The sequence below is a fragment of the uncultured Salegentibacter sp. genome (assembly GCF_963972535.1).
Classification (GTDB): domain Bacteria; phylum Bacteroidota; class Bacteroidia; order Flavobacteriales; family Flavobacteriaceae; genus Salegentibacter.
In genome coordinates this window covers 14,513-30,848 of the sequence record NZ_CAXAVR010000009.1, presented here as the reverse complement: position 1 = coordinate 30,848, position 16,336 = coordinate 14,513, and the positions used below count along the sequence as shown (strand labels likewise).

General features: G+C 37.3%; 12 protein-coding genes. 6 read left to right on the top strand and 6 right to left on the bottom strand.

The window, feature by feature from the left end:
• Positions 1-59: 59 nt before the first annotated feature.
• From AACZ30_RS02510 to AACZ30_RS02495, 4 genes are all read left to right on the top strand, one after another.
• Entirely contained in the window at positions 60-1,817 is a 1,758-nt protein-coding gene (locus AACZ30_RS02510) for an ABC transporter ATP-binding protein (RefSeq protein ID WP_339647601.1), read from the top strand.
• Between the two features lie 73 nt (positions 1,818-1,890).
• Positions 1,891-2,271 carry a PUR family DNA/RNA-binding protein gene (locus tag AACZ30_RS02505; protein ID WP_075327621.1) on the top strand — a complete coding sequence of 127 codons (381 nt, stop codon included), beginning with the start codon at positions 1,891-1,893 and terminating at the stop codon, positions 2,269-2,271.
• A gap of 171 nt (positions 2,272-2,442) precedes the next feature.
• Complete coding sequence (locus tag AACZ30_RS02500) at positions 2,443-4,959, top strand: M14 family metallopeptidase (protein WP_339647599.1); 2,517 nt, start codon at positions 2,443-2,445, stop codon at positions 4,957-4,959.
• A 69-nt stretch (positions 4,960-5,028) separates the two neighbouring features.
• The gene (locus AACZ30_RS02495) at positions 5,029-5,436 is read left to right on the top strand and encodes a hypothetical protein (protein WP_339647597.1); all 408 of its coding nucleotides are present in this window, start codon (positions 5,029-5,031) and stop codon (positions 5,434-5,436) included.
• 2 nt (positions 5,437-5,438) lie between these two features.
• On the opposite strand, the gene AACZ30_RS02490 is transcribed toward AACZ30_RS02495, so the two are convergent.
• Positions 5,439-5,774 (bottom strand): tRNA-binding protein, encoded by a 336-nt coding sequence (locus AACZ30_RS02490; protein WP_339647595.1) that lies wholly within the window; start codon positions 5,772-5,774, stop codon positions 5,439-5,441.
• Between the two features lie 170 nt (positions 5,775-5,944).
• Between AACZ30_RS02490 and AACZ30_RS02485 the strand changes: the two genes are divergently transcribed.
• Positions 5,945-6,514, top strand: a complete 570-nt coding sequence (locus AACZ30_RS02485; protein ID WP_339647593.1) for a thioredoxin family protein — start codon at positions 5,945-5,947, stop codon at positions 6,512-6,514.
• Positions 6,515-6,656: 142 nt separating this feature from the next.
• A complete protein-coding gene (locus tag AACZ30_RS02480) occupies positions 6,657-7,298 on the top strand; it encodes a peroxiredoxin (protein WP_075327626.1) in 642 nt (213 codons plus the stop codon).
• Positions 7,299-7,479: 181 nt separating this feature from the next.
• Here the strand turns inward: AACZ30_RS02480 and AACZ30_RS02475 are convergent, their stop codons facing one another.
• From AACZ30_RS02475 to AACZ30_RS02455, 5 genes are all read right to left on the bottom strand, one after another.
• Entirely contained in the window at positions 7,480-8,412 is a 933-nt protein-coding gene (locus tag AACZ30_RS02475) for a peptidylprolyl isomerase (protein ID WP_208226256.1), read from the bottom strand.
• Positions 8,413-8,459: 47 nt separating this feature from the next.
• A complete protein-coding gene (locus AACZ30_RS02470) occupies positions 8,460-10,088 on the bottom strand; it encodes an amidohydrolase (RefSeq protein ID WP_339647590.1) in 1,629 nt (542 codons plus the stop codon).
• Between the two features lie 75 nt (positions 10,089-10,163).
• Positions 10,164-11,291: a hypothetical protein gene (locus tag AACZ30_RS02465; RefSeq protein ID WP_208226258.1), complete on the bottom strand. Its 1,128-nt coding sequence runs from the start codon at positions 11,289-11,291 to the stop codon at positions 10,164-10,166.
• Between the two features lie 267 nt (positions 11,292-11,558).
• Positions 11,559-13,235 (bottom strand): TonB-dependent receptor, encoded by a 1,677-nt coding sequence (locus tag AACZ30_RS02460; RefSeq protein WP_243870528.1) that lies wholly within the window; start codon positions 13,233-13,235, stop codon positions 11,559-11,561.
• Between the two features lie 82 nt (positions 13,236-13,317).
• A complete protein-coding gene (locus AACZ30_RS02455) occupies positions 13,318-16,335 on the bottom strand; it encodes a tetratricopeptide repeat protein (protein ID WP_339647582.1) in 3,018 nt (1,005 codons plus the stop codon).
• Position 16,336 lies beyond the last annotated feature (1 nt).

Below are 16,336 nucleotides of genomic sequence, written 5' to 3'. Positions count from 1 at the left end.
GAGGTTTTTAAAACGTGTTAAAATAACATATCCTCAAATTTTAGCTTTTTTACTCTTAAATGAAGAACCTTAAGCATCTCAATAAATATTTCCTAAAGTATAAATGGAAACTACTAATTGGTCTCGTAATTACCATCGTTGCCCGCATTTTCGCGTTATATTATATTCCGCTAATCGGTGATTCTACCGATGCAATAGAACAATATATTAATGGGGAAATAAGTACTATGGAAGTACTTAGAACCGAACTTGCCATAAACATTGCCCTAATTATAGGAGCCACTTTGGTAGCTGCTTTCCTTACCTTTTTAATGCGCCAAACCTTTATTGTGGTTTCCCGATATATTGAATTTGACCTTAAAAACGAGATCTATAAACACTACCAGGAACTTTCGCTTAATTTCTATAAAAAGAACCGCACCGGCGATTTAATGAATAGAATTAGCGAAGATGTGAGTAAAGTAAGAATGTACCTTGGCCCGGCCATTATGTACACGGTTACCACCTTCACTTCTACCGTGGTGGTTTTAATTTTTATGGTTCAGGCAGCGCCAGAGCTCACTTTGTATACGGTAGCACCCTTGCCGGTTTTAGCATTTTCTATCTATAAAATTAGCGTTGCCATTCATAAACGCAGTACTGTAGTGCAACAATATCTTTCCAGGCTTAATACGTTTACCCAGGAGAGCTTTAGTGGAATTGCCGTTATAAAATCCTACGGAATGGAAACCCAGATTAACCACAATTTCGTAGACCTTGCTAATGGAAGTCGCGATAAAAATATTGATTTGGTTAAAGTTCAGGCATTTTTCTTCCCGCTAATGGTTTTATTAATAGGGATTAGTAATGTACTGGTAATTTATATAGGTGGTAACCAGTATATAAACGGCGAGATTGAAAATATTGGAGTTATTGTTGAATTTCTCCTTTATGTAAATATGCTTACCTGGCCAATTGCATCTATAGGCTGGGTAACTTCTTTGGTACAGCAAGCTGATGCTTCCCAGGAACGCATCAATGAATTTTTGGACGAAAAACCTGAAATTACGAATAAGAAAGAAACACCAGATGAAATTCACGGAAGCATCGCTTTTAATAACGTGAGCTTTACCTACGATGATACGAATATTACTGCGCTTAAAAATGTTTCTTTTGAAGTTGAAAGTGGAGAAACTCTCGCCATAATTGGGAAAACCGGGGCAGGAAAATCTACAATCCTTGAACTTATTGGAAGACTATATGATGTTGACCAGGGATCTATTAGCATAGACGGAAGAAATATTGAAAATCTTAACCTTGATAGTTTAAGAAACAGTATTGGCTACGTTCCGCAGGATGCATTTTTATTTAGTGATTCTATTAAAAACAATATCAAATTCGGGAAAACCAATGCCAGCGACGAAGAAATTTTTGAAGCTGCCAAAAACGCATCGGTTCATAAAAATATTGCTGGCTTCAGCAAAGGCTATGACACTGTTTTAGGAGAGCGCGGTATCACGCTTTCTGGCGGACAAAAGCAACGTGTTTCTATTGCTCGCGCTATAATTCACGATCCTAAGATCTTATTGTTTGACGATTGCCTTTCTGCCGTAGATACTGAAACTGAAGAAGCTATACTGAATAACCTTTTTAAAATTTCAAAAGAAAAAACTACAATAATTGTTAGTCACAGGATTTCTTCAGCAAAAAATGCCGATAAAATTATTATCCTGGAAGACGGCGCTATAGTGCAACAAGGGACTCATTCCCAATTACTAAACCAGCAAGGCTATTACAAAGAATTGTATGCAAAACAGCTAAATGAAAAAGAAATGTGAAAATTTTTTGCTAGATGTTAAAAATTTTTAGATTTTTGAGCAGTACTAAACCAAATTATAAAGAATCTATTTTATGAGCGACAAGGGAATGATGGAGAAAGAAGAAATATTCTCTAAAGTGCTAAGGGCCGGAAGAAGAACTTACTTCTTTGATGTGAGAGCCACACGTGCAGACGATTATTACCTAACTATTACCGAGAGTAAAAAGTTTACCAACGACGACGGTTCTTTTTTCTACAAAAAACACAAAATTTACCTTTACAAAGAGGATTTTGCCGGTTTTAATGAAATCTTACAGGAAATGACCGACTTTATTCTGAATGAAAAAGGAGAAGAGGTAATTAGCGAACGTCACCAGAAAGATTTCAAAAAAGAATATGAAACTTCAGAAAACGGTGAGACGCAAGGTGTTTCTCCAGAGAAGTTTACCGATGTGAGTTTTGACGACATCTAAAATTTTACCTGAGCATTGAGATTAATTGCTCTAATGCTTAACTTAAAATTACAGTAATTTGATAAAGTGCCTCGTGCATTTGTTTCAAGGTAACTATTTAAAAACTATACAAAACCGTCCCGATATTTTCAGGACGGTTTTTTTTATATTTATAACCAAACAAAAAATAACATGCAAAAACTTTTACCCCTACTTATTTTCTTTCTTTGTTTTAGCGCTTTTGCCCAACAAGAAGAACTGAGTTTAGATTATTACCTACCCCAGGATGTAAGTTACAATGAAGAAATTCCAAAACCCCAGGATATTATTGGCTACATCCCGGGAGAATGGCACATAACCCACGATTTACTTTTAAATTATATGCGGGAACTTTCAAGAGTTTCCCCGAGAATTGAGGTAGAAAATCGCGGCAAAACCTACGAAGGAAGACCGCTTATTCTGCTTATCATAACTTCAGAAGAAAACCATAATAACCTGGAAGAAATCAGGGAAAAGCATCTTGCTCTAACCCGGGAAAACGCTTCCTCGCTTAATACCGAAGAAATGCCCATTGTAGTAAACCAGGGTTTTTCCATTCACGGGAACGAAGCAAGCGGCTCTAATGCTGCGCTTTTAGCAGCTTATCACCTGGCCGCGGCTGAAGGTGAGGAAGTTCAGGAATTATTAGACAATACGATTATTCTTTTTGATCCAGCTTTTAATCCTGATGGTTTACAACGTTTCTCCTACTGGGCTAACACCCATAAAAGTGAAAATATAAATCCCGATCCGCAAGATAGGGAGTACGACGAAGTTTGGCCGGGAGGAAGAACAAATCACTATTGGTTTGATATGAATCGTGACTGGTTACCGGTACAGTTACCCGAATCCCAGGCACGTTTGGAAACTTTTCATAAATGGTCTCCCAATATTTTGACAGATCATCACGAAATGGGTTCTAATTCCAGCTTTTTCTTCCAACCGGGAATTCCTTCCAGAACACATCCGCTTACCCCGGATATTAACCAGGAACTCACAAAGGAAATTGGAACGTATCACGCAGCAGCTTTTGATGAGTTAGGCTCTTTTTATTATACCGAAGAAAACTACGACGACTTTTACTACGGAAAAGGCTCTACTTTCCCCGATATTAATGGAAGTATAGGAATTCTTTTTGAACAGGGAAGTTCCCGTGGTCACGCCCAGGAAACCGATAACGGTATTCTTACTTTTCCGTTCACCATAAGAAATCAATTTACCGCGGCACTTTCTACTTTAGAGGCTGCTAAAAAAATGCGCGAAAAAATCCTGAATTATCAACGTGATTTTTATAAGAATGCCCGCAATTCTACTGAAAATGGTGCTTATGTTTTCGGAAGTGAAAAAGATGCTTCATCAGCTTACGAATTGGCGAAAATCCTAGAAAAACATAAAATAGAAATTCATAAAATCCAGGAAAATTTTGAATCTGACGGGAAGAATTTCAAAAAAAATTCGGCTTATGTAGTTCCTAAAAATCAGCGCCAGCATAGATTGGTAAAAGCTATGTTTGAGCGTAGAACCGAGTTTGAAGATAGTTTATTCTACGATATTTCGGCCTGGACGCTTCCTTTAGCTTTCAACCTTGATTATGCTGAAAATGTAAAAATGAATAAAGCCGGGGAGAAAATTGAAAACCTGGAAAAACCAGAAATTGATCAGGTAGAAAAAAGCAATTATGCTTATGTGATGCAGTGGCACGATTTCTACTCACCAAAAGCTTTAAATATGATCCTGGAAAAAGGTTTGCGTGCAAAAGTGGGAATGCAGCCATTTTCTTTGGGGAACAAACAATATGATTATGGAACAATTTTAATTCCGGTTCAAAATCAGGAATTAGAGGCTGATAAAATGCACCGATTTCTACAAGAAGTATCTCAAAAATCCAATGTAGAAATAAATGGAATAGACACCGGTTTAACCCAGGGAGTAAACCTTGGAAGTAATCAATTTAGGGCTTTGGAACCTGTAAAAGTTGCTTTAATTGTAGGCGAAGGGATCACGCCGTACGATGCTGGTGAGATCTGGCATTTATTCGATCAACGTTATGACATGAAAATTACAAAACTTGACACCCGAAATTTTTCAAGAGCAGATCTAAGCAGATATACTGACATTATTCTGCCAAATTCCTGGGGAAGCGCTTTAGATGATAGCCATATTGATAAATTAAAAGAATGGGTTCGCGATGGCGGAACTTTAATTGGCTATCGCAATGCTGCCCGCTTTTTTGAAAAAGAAGATTTTATGGATCTTGAAATTAAAAAAGACAGCCTGGTGGCCGAAAATATTAGTTTTGAAGAACAAAGAGATTTTAGAGGTGCACAGGGAATTGGCGGTGCTATATTTGAAGCAAATATAGATCGTTCTCATCCCGTGAACTTTGGTTATACCAATGATAAACTTCCTTTATTTAGGAATACCACTATTTTTGTAGAAGCAGATAAACAGAGTTATAATAACCCAATTCAGTATACCGAAGAACCTTTATTAAGCGGTTATATTAGCGCACCTAGATTAGATTCTATTGCCGGGACTGTTCCTTTTAAACATACAGAAATGGGACGCGGAAATGTGATTTTGTTTACAGATAATACCAACTTCAGAGCTTTCTGGTTTGGAACCAATAAATTATTGATGAATGCCATCTTCTTTGGCGATGAAATGTAAATTTCTGAATAGATGCACGCAACCTTTTGTGGGTGTGTGCATCTATTTAATATAACTAAAAACCAAAAGATGAAAAATTTGCTCTTTATTGTATTATTCGCAGCGATAACAAGTTGTTCTACTACTCCAAATAGTCCAGACCTTAATTTAGATAACCAAGAAATTACTGGAAAATGGCAGTTAACCGAAACCCTCGCCGATCCCGGTGACGGAAGCGGTACCTGGCAAACTGTTGAAAATGGAAGAACCCTTGAATTTACCTCTAATGGCTTAGTGAAGACTTCAGATAGCTTTTGCAACGAAGAGGAAATAAATGAAACCTCTTACGACAACGCTGAAAAAATGATAAGTACAGATTGCGGTGAAAATACTTTTGAGCTTAAATATGAATTAAAAGAAGGAAAGTTATTTATTTATCCTCATAGCCCAAGATGTATTGAAGCCTGTGGGAGTAAATATGAAAAAATAAAAGACTAATTTTAACCCACCCGCAAACCGTTTTCAACTTTAAAATCGGGGTTTAGTAGCACGATATCATTATCTTCTCCTACTGCCCCTAAAACCAAGCATTCGCTCATCATATTAGCGATTTGTTTCTTCGGAAAATTAACCACCGCTACAATTTGCCTGTTGAGTAAATCCTCTTTTTTGTAACGTTTGGTGATTTGAGCCGAAGTTTTTCTTTCCCCAATTTCTTTTCCAAAATAAATAAGCATTTTGTAGGCAGGATTTTTAGCTTCAGGAAAGTCGGAAACTTCAGTAATAGTTCCTATTCGCATTTCCACTTTTTCAAAATCTTTCCAGGAAATTTCCATAGTTTATTTTTAAGTCCAATTTAGAAAAAAAGTGGCTATTCCGAAGTGAATTCGTAAATTACCTTGTGCGAGCCAGAGAAGCATAAATATGGAAAAATATTTTAATTTCGAAGCAAGCGCTGGAGCATTTTAATTCTAGATTATCGAGTAAATTTATAAGAAAAGAGACTATGGCCAGAACTGCATCAAATATGATCGCTTTGGGTACCAGGGCCCCAGATTTTAACCTTGTAGATGTAATTACCAGCAATAGGTATTCTCTAGAAAATATTCGGGGAAAAAAGGGCACTTTAATTATGTTTATAAGCAACCACTGCCCGTTTGTAAAACATGTAAACGAAGAAATAGTAAGACTGGCGGGCGATTACCGTGTTTTGGGTTTTGGTTTTGCCGCCATTATGAGTAATGATGTAGAAAATTACCCGGCAGATCATCCTGATGATATGAACGAGGTAGCCAGGAAACATCAATATTCTTTTCCTTATCTCTATGACGAATCCCAGGAAGTAGCAAGAGCTTATAAAGCTTCCTGTACACCAGATTTCTATCTTTTTGACGATGAATTAAAACTAATTTATCGCGGGCAGTTAGACGATTCCCGCCCCGGAAATGGAATTCCCGTAAACGGTAGACATTTGCGGGATGCTATGGATGCCGTACTTTCTAATAAAAAAGTTCCTGAGCTACAGAAACCCAGTTTAGGCTGTAGTATTAAATGGAAATATGCCCCGGAATCTTAAACACAGAATTTTGCTCATTTTTAGTGCTAAAAGTAACAATCAGTTAATCTTATCACAAAGCAAGTAAATCCTATTGGTTTAATAGGTTTTACTGAATATTATTCATTAATTTTATAATTAGAATCAATAAAAATATAATATTATGAGCGAATTAAAATTAGGAGATAAAGCACCAAATTTTGATGCTGAAACTTCAGAAGGAAAAATCAATTTTTACGATTATTTAGGAGATAGCTGGGGAATTTTATTTTCGCACCCTGCCGATTATACTCCGGTTTGTACAACTGAGTTAGGAACGGTAGCGAAATATAAAGATAAATTTGAAGCCCGTAACACTAAAGTAATGGCTTTAAGTGTAGACGGCGTTGAATCTCATAAAGGCTGGATAGACGATATTAACGAAACCCAAAATACTACGGTTAATTTCCCAATTATTGCTGATGAAGATAAGAAGGTTTCTAACCTATACGGAATGATTCACCCTAAAGCCGACAACACACTTACAGTACGTTCGGTTTATGTAATTGGGCCAGATAAAACCATTAAATTAATGATTACCTATCCCGCCAGTACCGGGAGAAATTTTGATGAATTACTTAGGGTAATAGATTCGCTACAACTTACCGCCTACCAAAAAGTAGCCACACCGGCTAACTGGAAGCACGGAGACGATGTAGTGATAAGTCCTTCGGTTTCTAATGAAGATGCCAAAGAGATGTTCCCTAAAGGTTTTAAAGAGGTAAAACCATACCTTAGAATGACCCCGCAGCCAGATTCTAAGTAAAAATTATGAAAGAACTTGGGAATGTTTTTCAACTCGTCATCCTGAACTTGTTTCAGGATCTAAGATGTTGATAATCTATTCATGTTAGATTCTGAAATAAATTCAGAATGACGCATAAAAAAAGACCTCACAGGTTTCGAAAACCTGTGAGGTCTTTATATTTTAAGGTGATTTCCGGCTTTTATTTTACCGCAACCAATTCCACATCAAAAACCAAAGCTGCGTTCGGCGGTATCACACCACCGGCGCCCTGTTCCCCGTAAGCCAAATGCGACGGAATCACAAAACGAGCCTGGTCTCCAACATTCAGCAAAAGAATACCTTCGTCCCATCCGCTAATTACGTGTCCTACTCCCACTGGAAATTCCAACGGCTGATTTCTTTTATAAGAAGAATCAAAAACACTACCATCGGTAAGCATACCTTTGTAATGAACTGAAACGGTTTGTCCTTTTTCAGGTTTTGCGCCTTCGCCTTTCTTTTCAATTTTATATCTAAGTCCGCTTTCTGTGGTTTTAAAACCTTCTGAAAGCTTTCCAAGCAGTTCGTCTTCCCTTTTTTTAGCAGCTTCTTCTCTTTTAGCTTTAGCTCCATCAAATTGTCTAAAAGACTCTACAGCATTAAAATTTTCTGCTTTCTCTCCAGCTCTAAGGATTTCCAATTTTTCAATTTTATCTCCTTGCTTAATACTATCTACCACATCCTGGCCTTCAATAACGCTACCAAAAACAGTGTGTTTCCCGTCTAACCAGGGAGTTTCGGTATGCGTAATAAAAAACTGGCTTCCATTAGTACCGGGACCGGCGTTTGCCATAGAAAGTTTTCCCGGGGCATCGTGTTTTAAATCGGGGTGAATTTCATCTTCAAATTTATATCCCGGGCCACCAACACCTGTACCCTGGGGATCACCACCCTGAATCATAAAATTAGGAATCACACGGTGAAATTTAAGGTCGTTATAATAAGGTTTTCCTTGCGGAAAAGCATCGTTTTCCAGTTTACCTTCAGCAAGACCTACAAAATTCCCAACCGTTCCCGGTGCTTTTTCGTATTCCAGTTCCACTAAAATCTGGCCTTTAGTGGTATAAAATTTAGCATATAATCCGTCGTTCATTTTCTTATATTTTTAAAGTGCAAAGATATCTATTTTAATAGAATGCATTAATATACTTTTTCAGCATTTACATAAGTTTCCAAAACTTTTATTCCAGGAATTTCAGCGGCATCAACTTTCATAATATCCTTATCAAGAATTATAAAATCGGCAAATTTCCCTGCTTCAATACTTCCTTTTTCTTTTTCTTCAAAATTAGCGTATGCCGCCCAAATAGTCATTCCTTTTAAAGTTTCTTCGCGAGATAAGGCCTGCTCCATCATAAAGCCATCTTCAGGGAAATTATTGGTATCCTGTCTTGCAACAGCAGCGTAAAAAGTAAGAAACGGGCTCACTTCTTCTACCGGAAAATCGGTTCCTAAAGCTACAATTTCAGCCTGGTCCAGTAATTTCTTAAAGGCATATGCACCCTGCATTCTTTCTTCTCCCAAACGATCTTCTGCCCAGTACATATCACTGGTTGCATGTGTAGGCTGTACCGACGGAATAATATTTTTGCTGAAATACTTAAAATCTGCCGTATCTATTACCTGGGAATGTTCTACCCTCCAACGGCGGTCTCCACCATCTTTTAAGAGTTCATCGTAAGTTTTTAAAACCAGGTAATTAGCTGAATCTCCAATAGCGTGTGTATTTAACTGAAACTTTGAGGCAGCAAGGCGTTCAGCGGTTTCTTTAAAATCTTCAACCGGTGAAAGTAATGCTCCAAAATGGCCGGCACGATCGCTATATTCTTCTTTTAAAGCCGCGCCCCTGGAACCCAGTGCCCCATCGCCATAAAATTTAACCGACCGTACATTTAATCTTTCGGTTTTAATTGGGTCTTTGTCCAAATAATAATCAAGGTTCTCTTCGGTGTTACTAATCATCGCATACAGCCTTATTTTAAGACTTTCCTCCTGGTGAAGGCTATCCATAAGTTCTATAGTTTCCCTATTAATTCCCGCATCTACCACTGTGGTAAGTCCGTATTCAAAAGAAATTTTTTGAGCGTCCAGCAAGGCGTTCACCTGCTCTTGCGTAGAAGGTTCCGGTTGGGCATTGGTAATTAGACTCATAGGATTATCTACAATAATGCCGGTAAGCCTGCCATTTTTTTGTTCAATATCGCCACCATCAAAAGGAGTTTCGGTAGTTATTCCCGCTTTATCTAACGCAGCCTGATTGGCTAAAAGTGCGTGACCGTCTATACGGGTAACAGCAATTGGAGTATCAGGAAATAATTCATCCAGGGTATCTTTTGTGGGAAATTCTTTGTTTTCCCAATCGTTTTGATCCCATCCTCTCCCGGTTATGAATTCTGCGCCACGTTGATTTTGAAAATCAACAATTCGTTGTACAACTTCATCAAAACTTTTGGTACCGGTGAGATCTACACGTTGTTGTTGTAAACCCAGGCGGTAGAAGTGTGCGTGCCCATCTATAAAACCGGGAAAAACACTTTTGCCGCCGGCGTCAAGCTTTTCAGTAATTTCATATCTTTTCTCCAGCGCTTCAGCTGTTCCTATTTCCAGGAATTTACCATCTTTAGTTACAAAAGCTTCAGCAGAACTAAAATTATCATCTACAGTATAAATTTCAGCATTAAAAACAAGAAGATCTGCTTTCTCTTTATCTTCAGAATTACAGGAAATAAGCATTAAACTCAATAGCCCGAAAAGTAATATTTTTCTCATTATTGTCAATTTTCGTATAAAAATAAAAAATGCGCCCATTAAAGGCGCATTTTATGAATTTTATTTAATTAATGCTTAAAAAATAGCATTTATAATTTGATCACGTATACTTTTATTTGCCGCTGCAGCAAGACCTACAGAAACGAATAAGCCAATCATAGCATAAGCAAAATCTTTAAAGATCATTCTACCTGCTTTCTTACGGTGTTTTTTACCTTTTTTAGTTCTTGCCAAACTAATTGCAATTTCCCTACCACCAATAATTCCAAGGAAAACCCAGGTGGTACTCATTGGTACGGTACTTATAAATAGTTTGTAAATAAGCAGGATTACGTAGGTTAAATCTACTAAGGTGGCTGCACGAATATCAGAAATCCTGGATTTTTCACTCACCACTTCCTGAATTTTATCTCCCCTTAAGTAAAATAATAGTCCCAGGCCACCAAATATTGTTAAAGCAAAGACTATAAATTGAAAAGTGTCCAGGCTTCGCGGAAGGAATACCGCTATATTAGCACCATCTTGCATTACCCAAACTCCCCACAGTGTACCACTTACAATCCATTGAACTGCCGTCCAGCTGTGATTAAATTTCCTGCTTTTAAAGTATTTTTTTATAAAATTATAAGAAAGATACCATACTAAAAACGATAGTATAAAAGCCATAATATAGCCTGTCCAACTCTTCCAAACTACCGAGGTAATCCCCGAAGTATCGGCACTAAACACACTTAAAATAAGAAAAGTGGTAGAAACCGGCATTTTAAGCCTGGTGAGAATTAATAGCACCAAAGGCGCTATAATTTGAAAGAAACTGAAAGATTCAGGGTGCGGATATGGTGAGGATCCATCGGGTTTAAGTAACCTTTGGAAAGTTACATCACCATCAAAATAGAACCAACTGAAACTTACGACTCCCAAAAAAATAGAACCCACGTAGAGCCATAAAATCCACCAACGTTTAGCTTTATTACTTTCAATAAAAGTTCCCAAAGACTGGATACTATCATTAGCTACCGTTGCATAGGCAGCGAAGAAAAAACCAAGCCACATGGCTGCAGTTTTATTACCGGTAAAAATTCCGGCCATAATAATACCAACTATAACAATTGCAAGGAATGCCTTTTCCTGAACCATAAAGTCCAGAATATTCAAATAGGGACGGGACCGGTCACTCCTTTTAAACTTTTTGCCTTTTGCCATTTAAGTAGCTTTTTTAATAGTTTTGATATTTAGATTTTGGTCTTTACTAAAAGACCTCCTTAAAAATTTGGGTACAATATTAGTTAGTTCTATTGTTAATTTTGAATTTCCAATGTTGTGTTATTGTTAAGGAATTTTACCTTACCAGCTCCTATAAACACTTGAATTGAAGCTCCCTACCGGCTATTATTTGGCCGAAGATATTATTAATAACAAAAAAAAGCATCAATAAATGATGCTTTTTTTAATTTAAAGATGACTTTTTTATTAAAAATCGAATTTATAAGTCGCTCCTGCCAGTACTTGTAATCCCTGTACCTGGAAATTTGTCCAACGTTGGTAATCGTTATTTAAAAGGTTACTTCCTTTAGCAAAGATTGAAAGCCTATCGTTAAACCTATAGCCTAAATGAGCGTTTACATCAAAATAGCTATCAAGGCTAATTGTATTCATAGAAGGCTCTCCTGCTGAAGCAATTCTTTCCTGGTCAAAACGCTCGCCTACGTAAAATAAATTAGCGCCGGTATACCACTTTTCATTAATTTGATAATCGGCATTTAATGAAGCTTTAAAATCTGGAAGGTTCCAGGCTTCAACCTGGTTATCTGTGCTGTAATTAAAATATTCAGCATTAATTCCTAATCTAAAATTTCGGTTTACATCTACATTTAATTCCCCGGCAACAGAAAGGGTTTTCACATCGTCATAAACCACTTCAAAAGAATTTCCGTAGGCATAATTTTCGGTAGTGATATCGTTAGCCCGGGCATTTCGCCTAAACAAAGCTTTGTTAAATTGCGACTCATAACCGGTTTTAAAATTATAAGAAATACTATTGCTTAATTTCCCTTTGGCACCAACATAAGCATTATACTCATTATCTGTAGGTTTTATTACCAAGCCCGGAAAAACGTAAGGATTCTCCTGTATAAAACTATAATAAGTGTTTTGTTGCAGGCCACCTTCCAAACCGGCGTAAGGGGTAAAATAATCGCCACCTAATCTATAGCTAGCGGTTACTTTAGGATAGATATAAAAATTACCATCACTGTTTTCTACATCCTGACTATAGAAAAATGCAACGCCAAGATTTAAAGTAAGATCATCTCTTAAAATTAATAAACTGGGATTAATACCGAAATTCATAAAAGTATAATCGTAAGTATCGGTTGCCAGGAATTGTTCTCCCATTTGTCCGTTTACAATATCAGTATAAATATTTGTGGTGATTAACTCATCGGCAATATTCAGTTCAAAAGTACCGCGGGCATCAAAATGATTTTCTGAAGAAGAATAGGAATCTCCGGTATGTCTAAAAGTACCACGGGCATTATCAAAAAAAGAATCGTACAGCTCAATTTCGGCTCCAGCATAAGCTGAAAAATAATTTTGTGCAGGATCTATTGAATTTATTTCTTCGTTGCTAAAATTAGCATCTTGCGGTAAACCATACCAGTTAAATAACTGGTGCTGCGCTCCTACTTCGGTTTTCCAACCTAAATTTCTCGTTTTTGAGTTATAACTTAGGTTAAGCTCGGTATCATAAAATTTATCGTCTAGCGCAATCCCGTCAATTCCACCCTGCGACGAATTATGGTCTAAATAAACCCCAAAATTATCGGTGCGGTTCACTTCCAGGTTACTGTAAAATTCGGCTAAAAGGTTGCCATAATTTCCAAATCCAAGACTTGCATAATTATCGTAAACCTTTACCGGGCGTTCTCTTTCTACCGTGGTAGCACGCCCTTTTGCGGGTGTGAAAGTAGAAGCTACGGGCACTGAAAATATACTGTATTGCACCGGCCTTTTTTCTGTACGTACAGAATCTGACTCTTTGGGAGTTTGCTTTATTTTATTTGCATCTTTAACTGTTGGGGTATATGGTTTTACTACGGTTACAGTTTCGCTGTCTATAGGATCCTGAGCAAAAAGAAGCCCACTCATTAAAAACAGACTTAAAAACAGGTTTCTTTTTATTGAAAACATTTGCATATAGAAATTCTTAAATGTTAGATTGAAAGTTGAATTAGTTGTTCGCTTCTACCGAAGAATTGGTTTTTGCTTCTTCTGTCTTTATTCTGGACAATTCCTGCTTAGCTTCCTGAACAATTTCAGGATAATTAGAGAAATTATTGATTACGTTTTCCAGAATATAAGTAGCCTGGTAAGCATCATCCAGCTCGTAGAAGTTATCGGCCATTAAAACCAGGCCTTTAGCGCCCCAGCGTTTATAGCCAGAGAAGTCTTTTGCCAGGATTTGCACCGCTGCGTTAGAAGCTTCGTAATTTCCGCTTTCATTTTTAAAGTAAGCATCGTAATATAAAGCTTCAGCGGCAAATACTCCTTTAGCAGTTTTTTGAACTTCTGAATAAGCACTTTTTGCTTTACTCATATTTCCGGAAGCAAAAGCAGCACGTGCCACTATTACACGCGCATCGTTTCTCGCCTCTGAATCTGACTCTGAATTAGCCAACACTTTATCGGCATAAGTTGCAGCCTTTCCTGGCTGGTCTAATTCCAGGTAAGATTTCATAAGATTAGATTGGGCAAAAATCACATTTTGTTCATAACTCGCTTCCTTCTCTAATCTTTCTAAATAACTTACCGCTTCACGGTAATTTTTATTTTCAAGTAAAATTTCAGATAGTCTTGAAAGCGCATCTTCAGTGAATTCATTTTTAGGCTTATCGGCTACAGACCGGTAATTAGCAGCGGCTTTTTGCTTGTTTCCATTTCTAAAATACATTTGTCCTAAATAGAAGTTCGCGTTTATAGAATGAATTCCATTAGGGAAACGTTGCAGGTAATTTTCAAAGCCACTAATCGCCCTGTCATATTCATTCTTGAAATATTGATTTTCTGCAGACTCGTAAGTAGTATTATCTAAATCGGCATCTGTCACTTCAACAAAATCTATATTTTGTACCCAGCTTGCATACTCATCGGTTCGGCCAAGATCTACGTAAACCATTCTTGCTGTAGAAACGGCCTGCATAGCTTCAGGTGTGTTAGGATAATCGTTTACCACTTTTTTCAATCTTTCTAAAGCACGGTTTCCGTTATCGGCATTATAATGAATAAGCGCCTGTCTAAGCATTGCCTTGGGCACAAATGCACTTTGCGGCACTTCTCTAATTAGCCTGTCGTAAGCAGATAAGGCTTCAGAAGTATTATTTGCAGCAACATAAGTATTTCCCAATTCATACATTGCATCGTCTCTAAAAGAAGAACGGGAATATTGATTTATAAAGCTTTTTAGGTCAGAAATTTTGGTGTCTCTTCTATCAATAAACCCGTAGCTCATTGCTTTTTGAAACGCGGCATAATCATTATCGCCACTTAGCGAAAGTGCTTTGTTATAAGCTTCAATCGCCGGCCAGTACTGGCTGCTCACAAAATAAGTATCTCCTAATCTTAATAAAGCATCGTTTCTACGGGCAACCTCGTTCGCGCCGTTTTCAGAATAACGTTTAAAATATTCTATTGCTCTTGCATACTCATTCTTTTTAAAATATGCATACCCAAGGTTATAATCAAGATTTTCAAGTTCATCGGTGCCTTGTGCGGCATTCATTCCTGAAAATTCACGATATCCAATTATAGCATCATCAATTCGGTTGATGTTATATTCGCTTTCGGCTTTCCAGAAAGTAGCTTTAGCCGTAATTTTTTGATCTCTGGGTTCAGAAAGTGCTTTTTCAAAATTATTAATCGCTCTTTCATAATCACCTTCTTCATATAACTGAAGTCCGTAATAGTAAGCTACTTTTTGATAGGCTTGTTTATCGCTAAAGTTGCGATTGTTTTCCAGCAAGCGCATTGCTTCCTCAAAATTTCCTGAAGTAAGGAAAGAATCTATAAGTAAACTTTCCATGGCTTCCCGGTTTTCAGATTCCGGGTATTTTTCAATATAATTGATTAAAACCTGCGACGGACTTTCATAACTATTCCCAATCTCATAACTGAGTTTTGCATAATTCATATACGCATCCTCCTGGATTTGAGAATTGAAATCCATTTCACTGGCATTTTTAAATGCGTTTAAAGCCTGCTGTTTTTGGTTAGATTCTAAATAAGATTGCGCTAAATGATAATAGGCGTTTTGGGCAATCTCATTTTTTCCATCAATAATTTTATTGAATTCAGAGATTGCTTTTTCGTAATCTCCCTGCTTGTAATAAGCATAACCCAACTGGTAATAATCGGTATTATTCCATTTTCCGCGTTCACCATCATATTCTTTTAAATAAGGCAGCGCCTCTTCATACTGCTCTAAGTTGAAATAACTTTCACCAATAATCTTATTTAATTGCGAACGTTCTATACGATTAGAACTTTGTAATTGTTCTTTAGCCAGTTTTATAGCTTCCTCGAAATTACCCAGTTTAAAGTTCATATCGGCCTGGAAATAAGAAAGGTCTTCACTGTACCTATCGTTACTACGTACCGCTTCAAAATTTTGATTGGCTTCCTCATAATCATCACCCTCGTAGGCCATATAACCAATGTAATATTTTGCCTGCGAACCAAACTCCTGCGAATCCCGAACCCTTTCTAAATATGTGCGCGCCTGGTCGTATTGTTTAGCTCTAAAATAGGCGTAGCCATTATTAAAATAATAGCGTTCCCTTTCTGCCCTGCTCATACTTTTTTCATCAACTTTATCATACCACTTGCGGGCAAGGGAATATTTTCCGGTTTGAAAATAATAATCGGCTACATCCAAATAAGCCGAATTAGTTTTTGTGCTGGTGGGATAACGACTTACAAAGCGCTCCATTAACCGGTCTGCACCGGGCTGGTTTAACCTTACGGCCGCATTGGCAATATAGTAAGCACAATCTCCTTCAATTTTCTCGTCATCGGTTTGCTCTTTTACTTCATCAAACAAGTTTTGGGCAGCCAAAAATTGCTGATTATTATAAAGTTCAAGAGCTTTGTTAAATTCAGCGAGATCGTGGGTATAGTTAGCCGATCGCTGAGAAATTCCTTTAAAAGAGAAGAAAATTAAAACAACAAACAGTAAAATTTTGTTAGGTGTCATT

Coding starts and splice junctions, on each gene's coding strand:
- AACZ30_RS02510 (WP_339647601.1), top strand. CDS start 60: ATGAAGAACCTTAAGCATCTCAATAAATATTTCCTAAAGTATAAATGG.
- AACZ30_RS02505 (WP_075327621.1), top strand. CDS start 1,891: ATGAGCGACAAGGGAATGATGGAGAAAGAAGAAATATTCTCTAAAGTG.
- AACZ30_RS02500 (WP_339647599.1), top strand. CDS start 2,443: ATGCAAAAACTTTTACCCCTACTTATTTTCTTTCTTTGTTTTAGCGCT.
- AACZ30_RS02495 (WP_339647597.1), top strand. CDS start 5,029: ATGAAAAATTTGCTCTTTATTGTATTATTCGCAGCGATAACAAGTTGT.
- AACZ30_RS02490 (WP_339647595.1), bottom strand. CDS start 5,774: ATGGAAATTTCCTGGAAAGATTTTGAAAAAGTGGAAATGCGAATAGGA.
- AACZ30_RS02485 (WP_339647593.1), top strand. CDS start 5,945: ATGGCCAGAACTGCATCAAATATGATCGCTTTGGGTACCAGGGCCCCA.
- AACZ30_RS02480 (WP_075327626.1), top strand. CDS start 6,657: ATGAGCGAATTAAAATTAGGAGATAAAGCACCAAATTTTGATGCTGAA.
- AACZ30_RS02475 (WP_208226256.1), bottom strand. CDS start 8,412: ATGAACGACGGATTATATGCTAAATTTTATACCACTAAAGGCCAGATT.
- AACZ30_RS02470 (WP_339647590.1), bottom strand. CDS start 10,088: ATGAGAAAAATATTACTTTTCGGGCTATTGAGTTTAATGCTTATTTCC.
- AACZ30_RS02465 (WP_208226258.1), bottom strand. CDS start 11,291: ATGGCAAAAGGCAAAAAGTTTAAAAGGAGTGACCGGTCCCGTCCCTAT.
- AACZ30_RS02460 (WP_243870528.1), bottom strand. CDS start 13,235: ATGAGTGGGCTTCTTTTTGCTCAGGATCCTATAGACAGCGAAACTGTA.
- AACZ30_RS02455 (WP_339647582.1), bottom strand. CDS start 16,335: ATGACACCTAACAAAATTTTACTGTTTGTTGTTTTAATTTTCTTCTCT.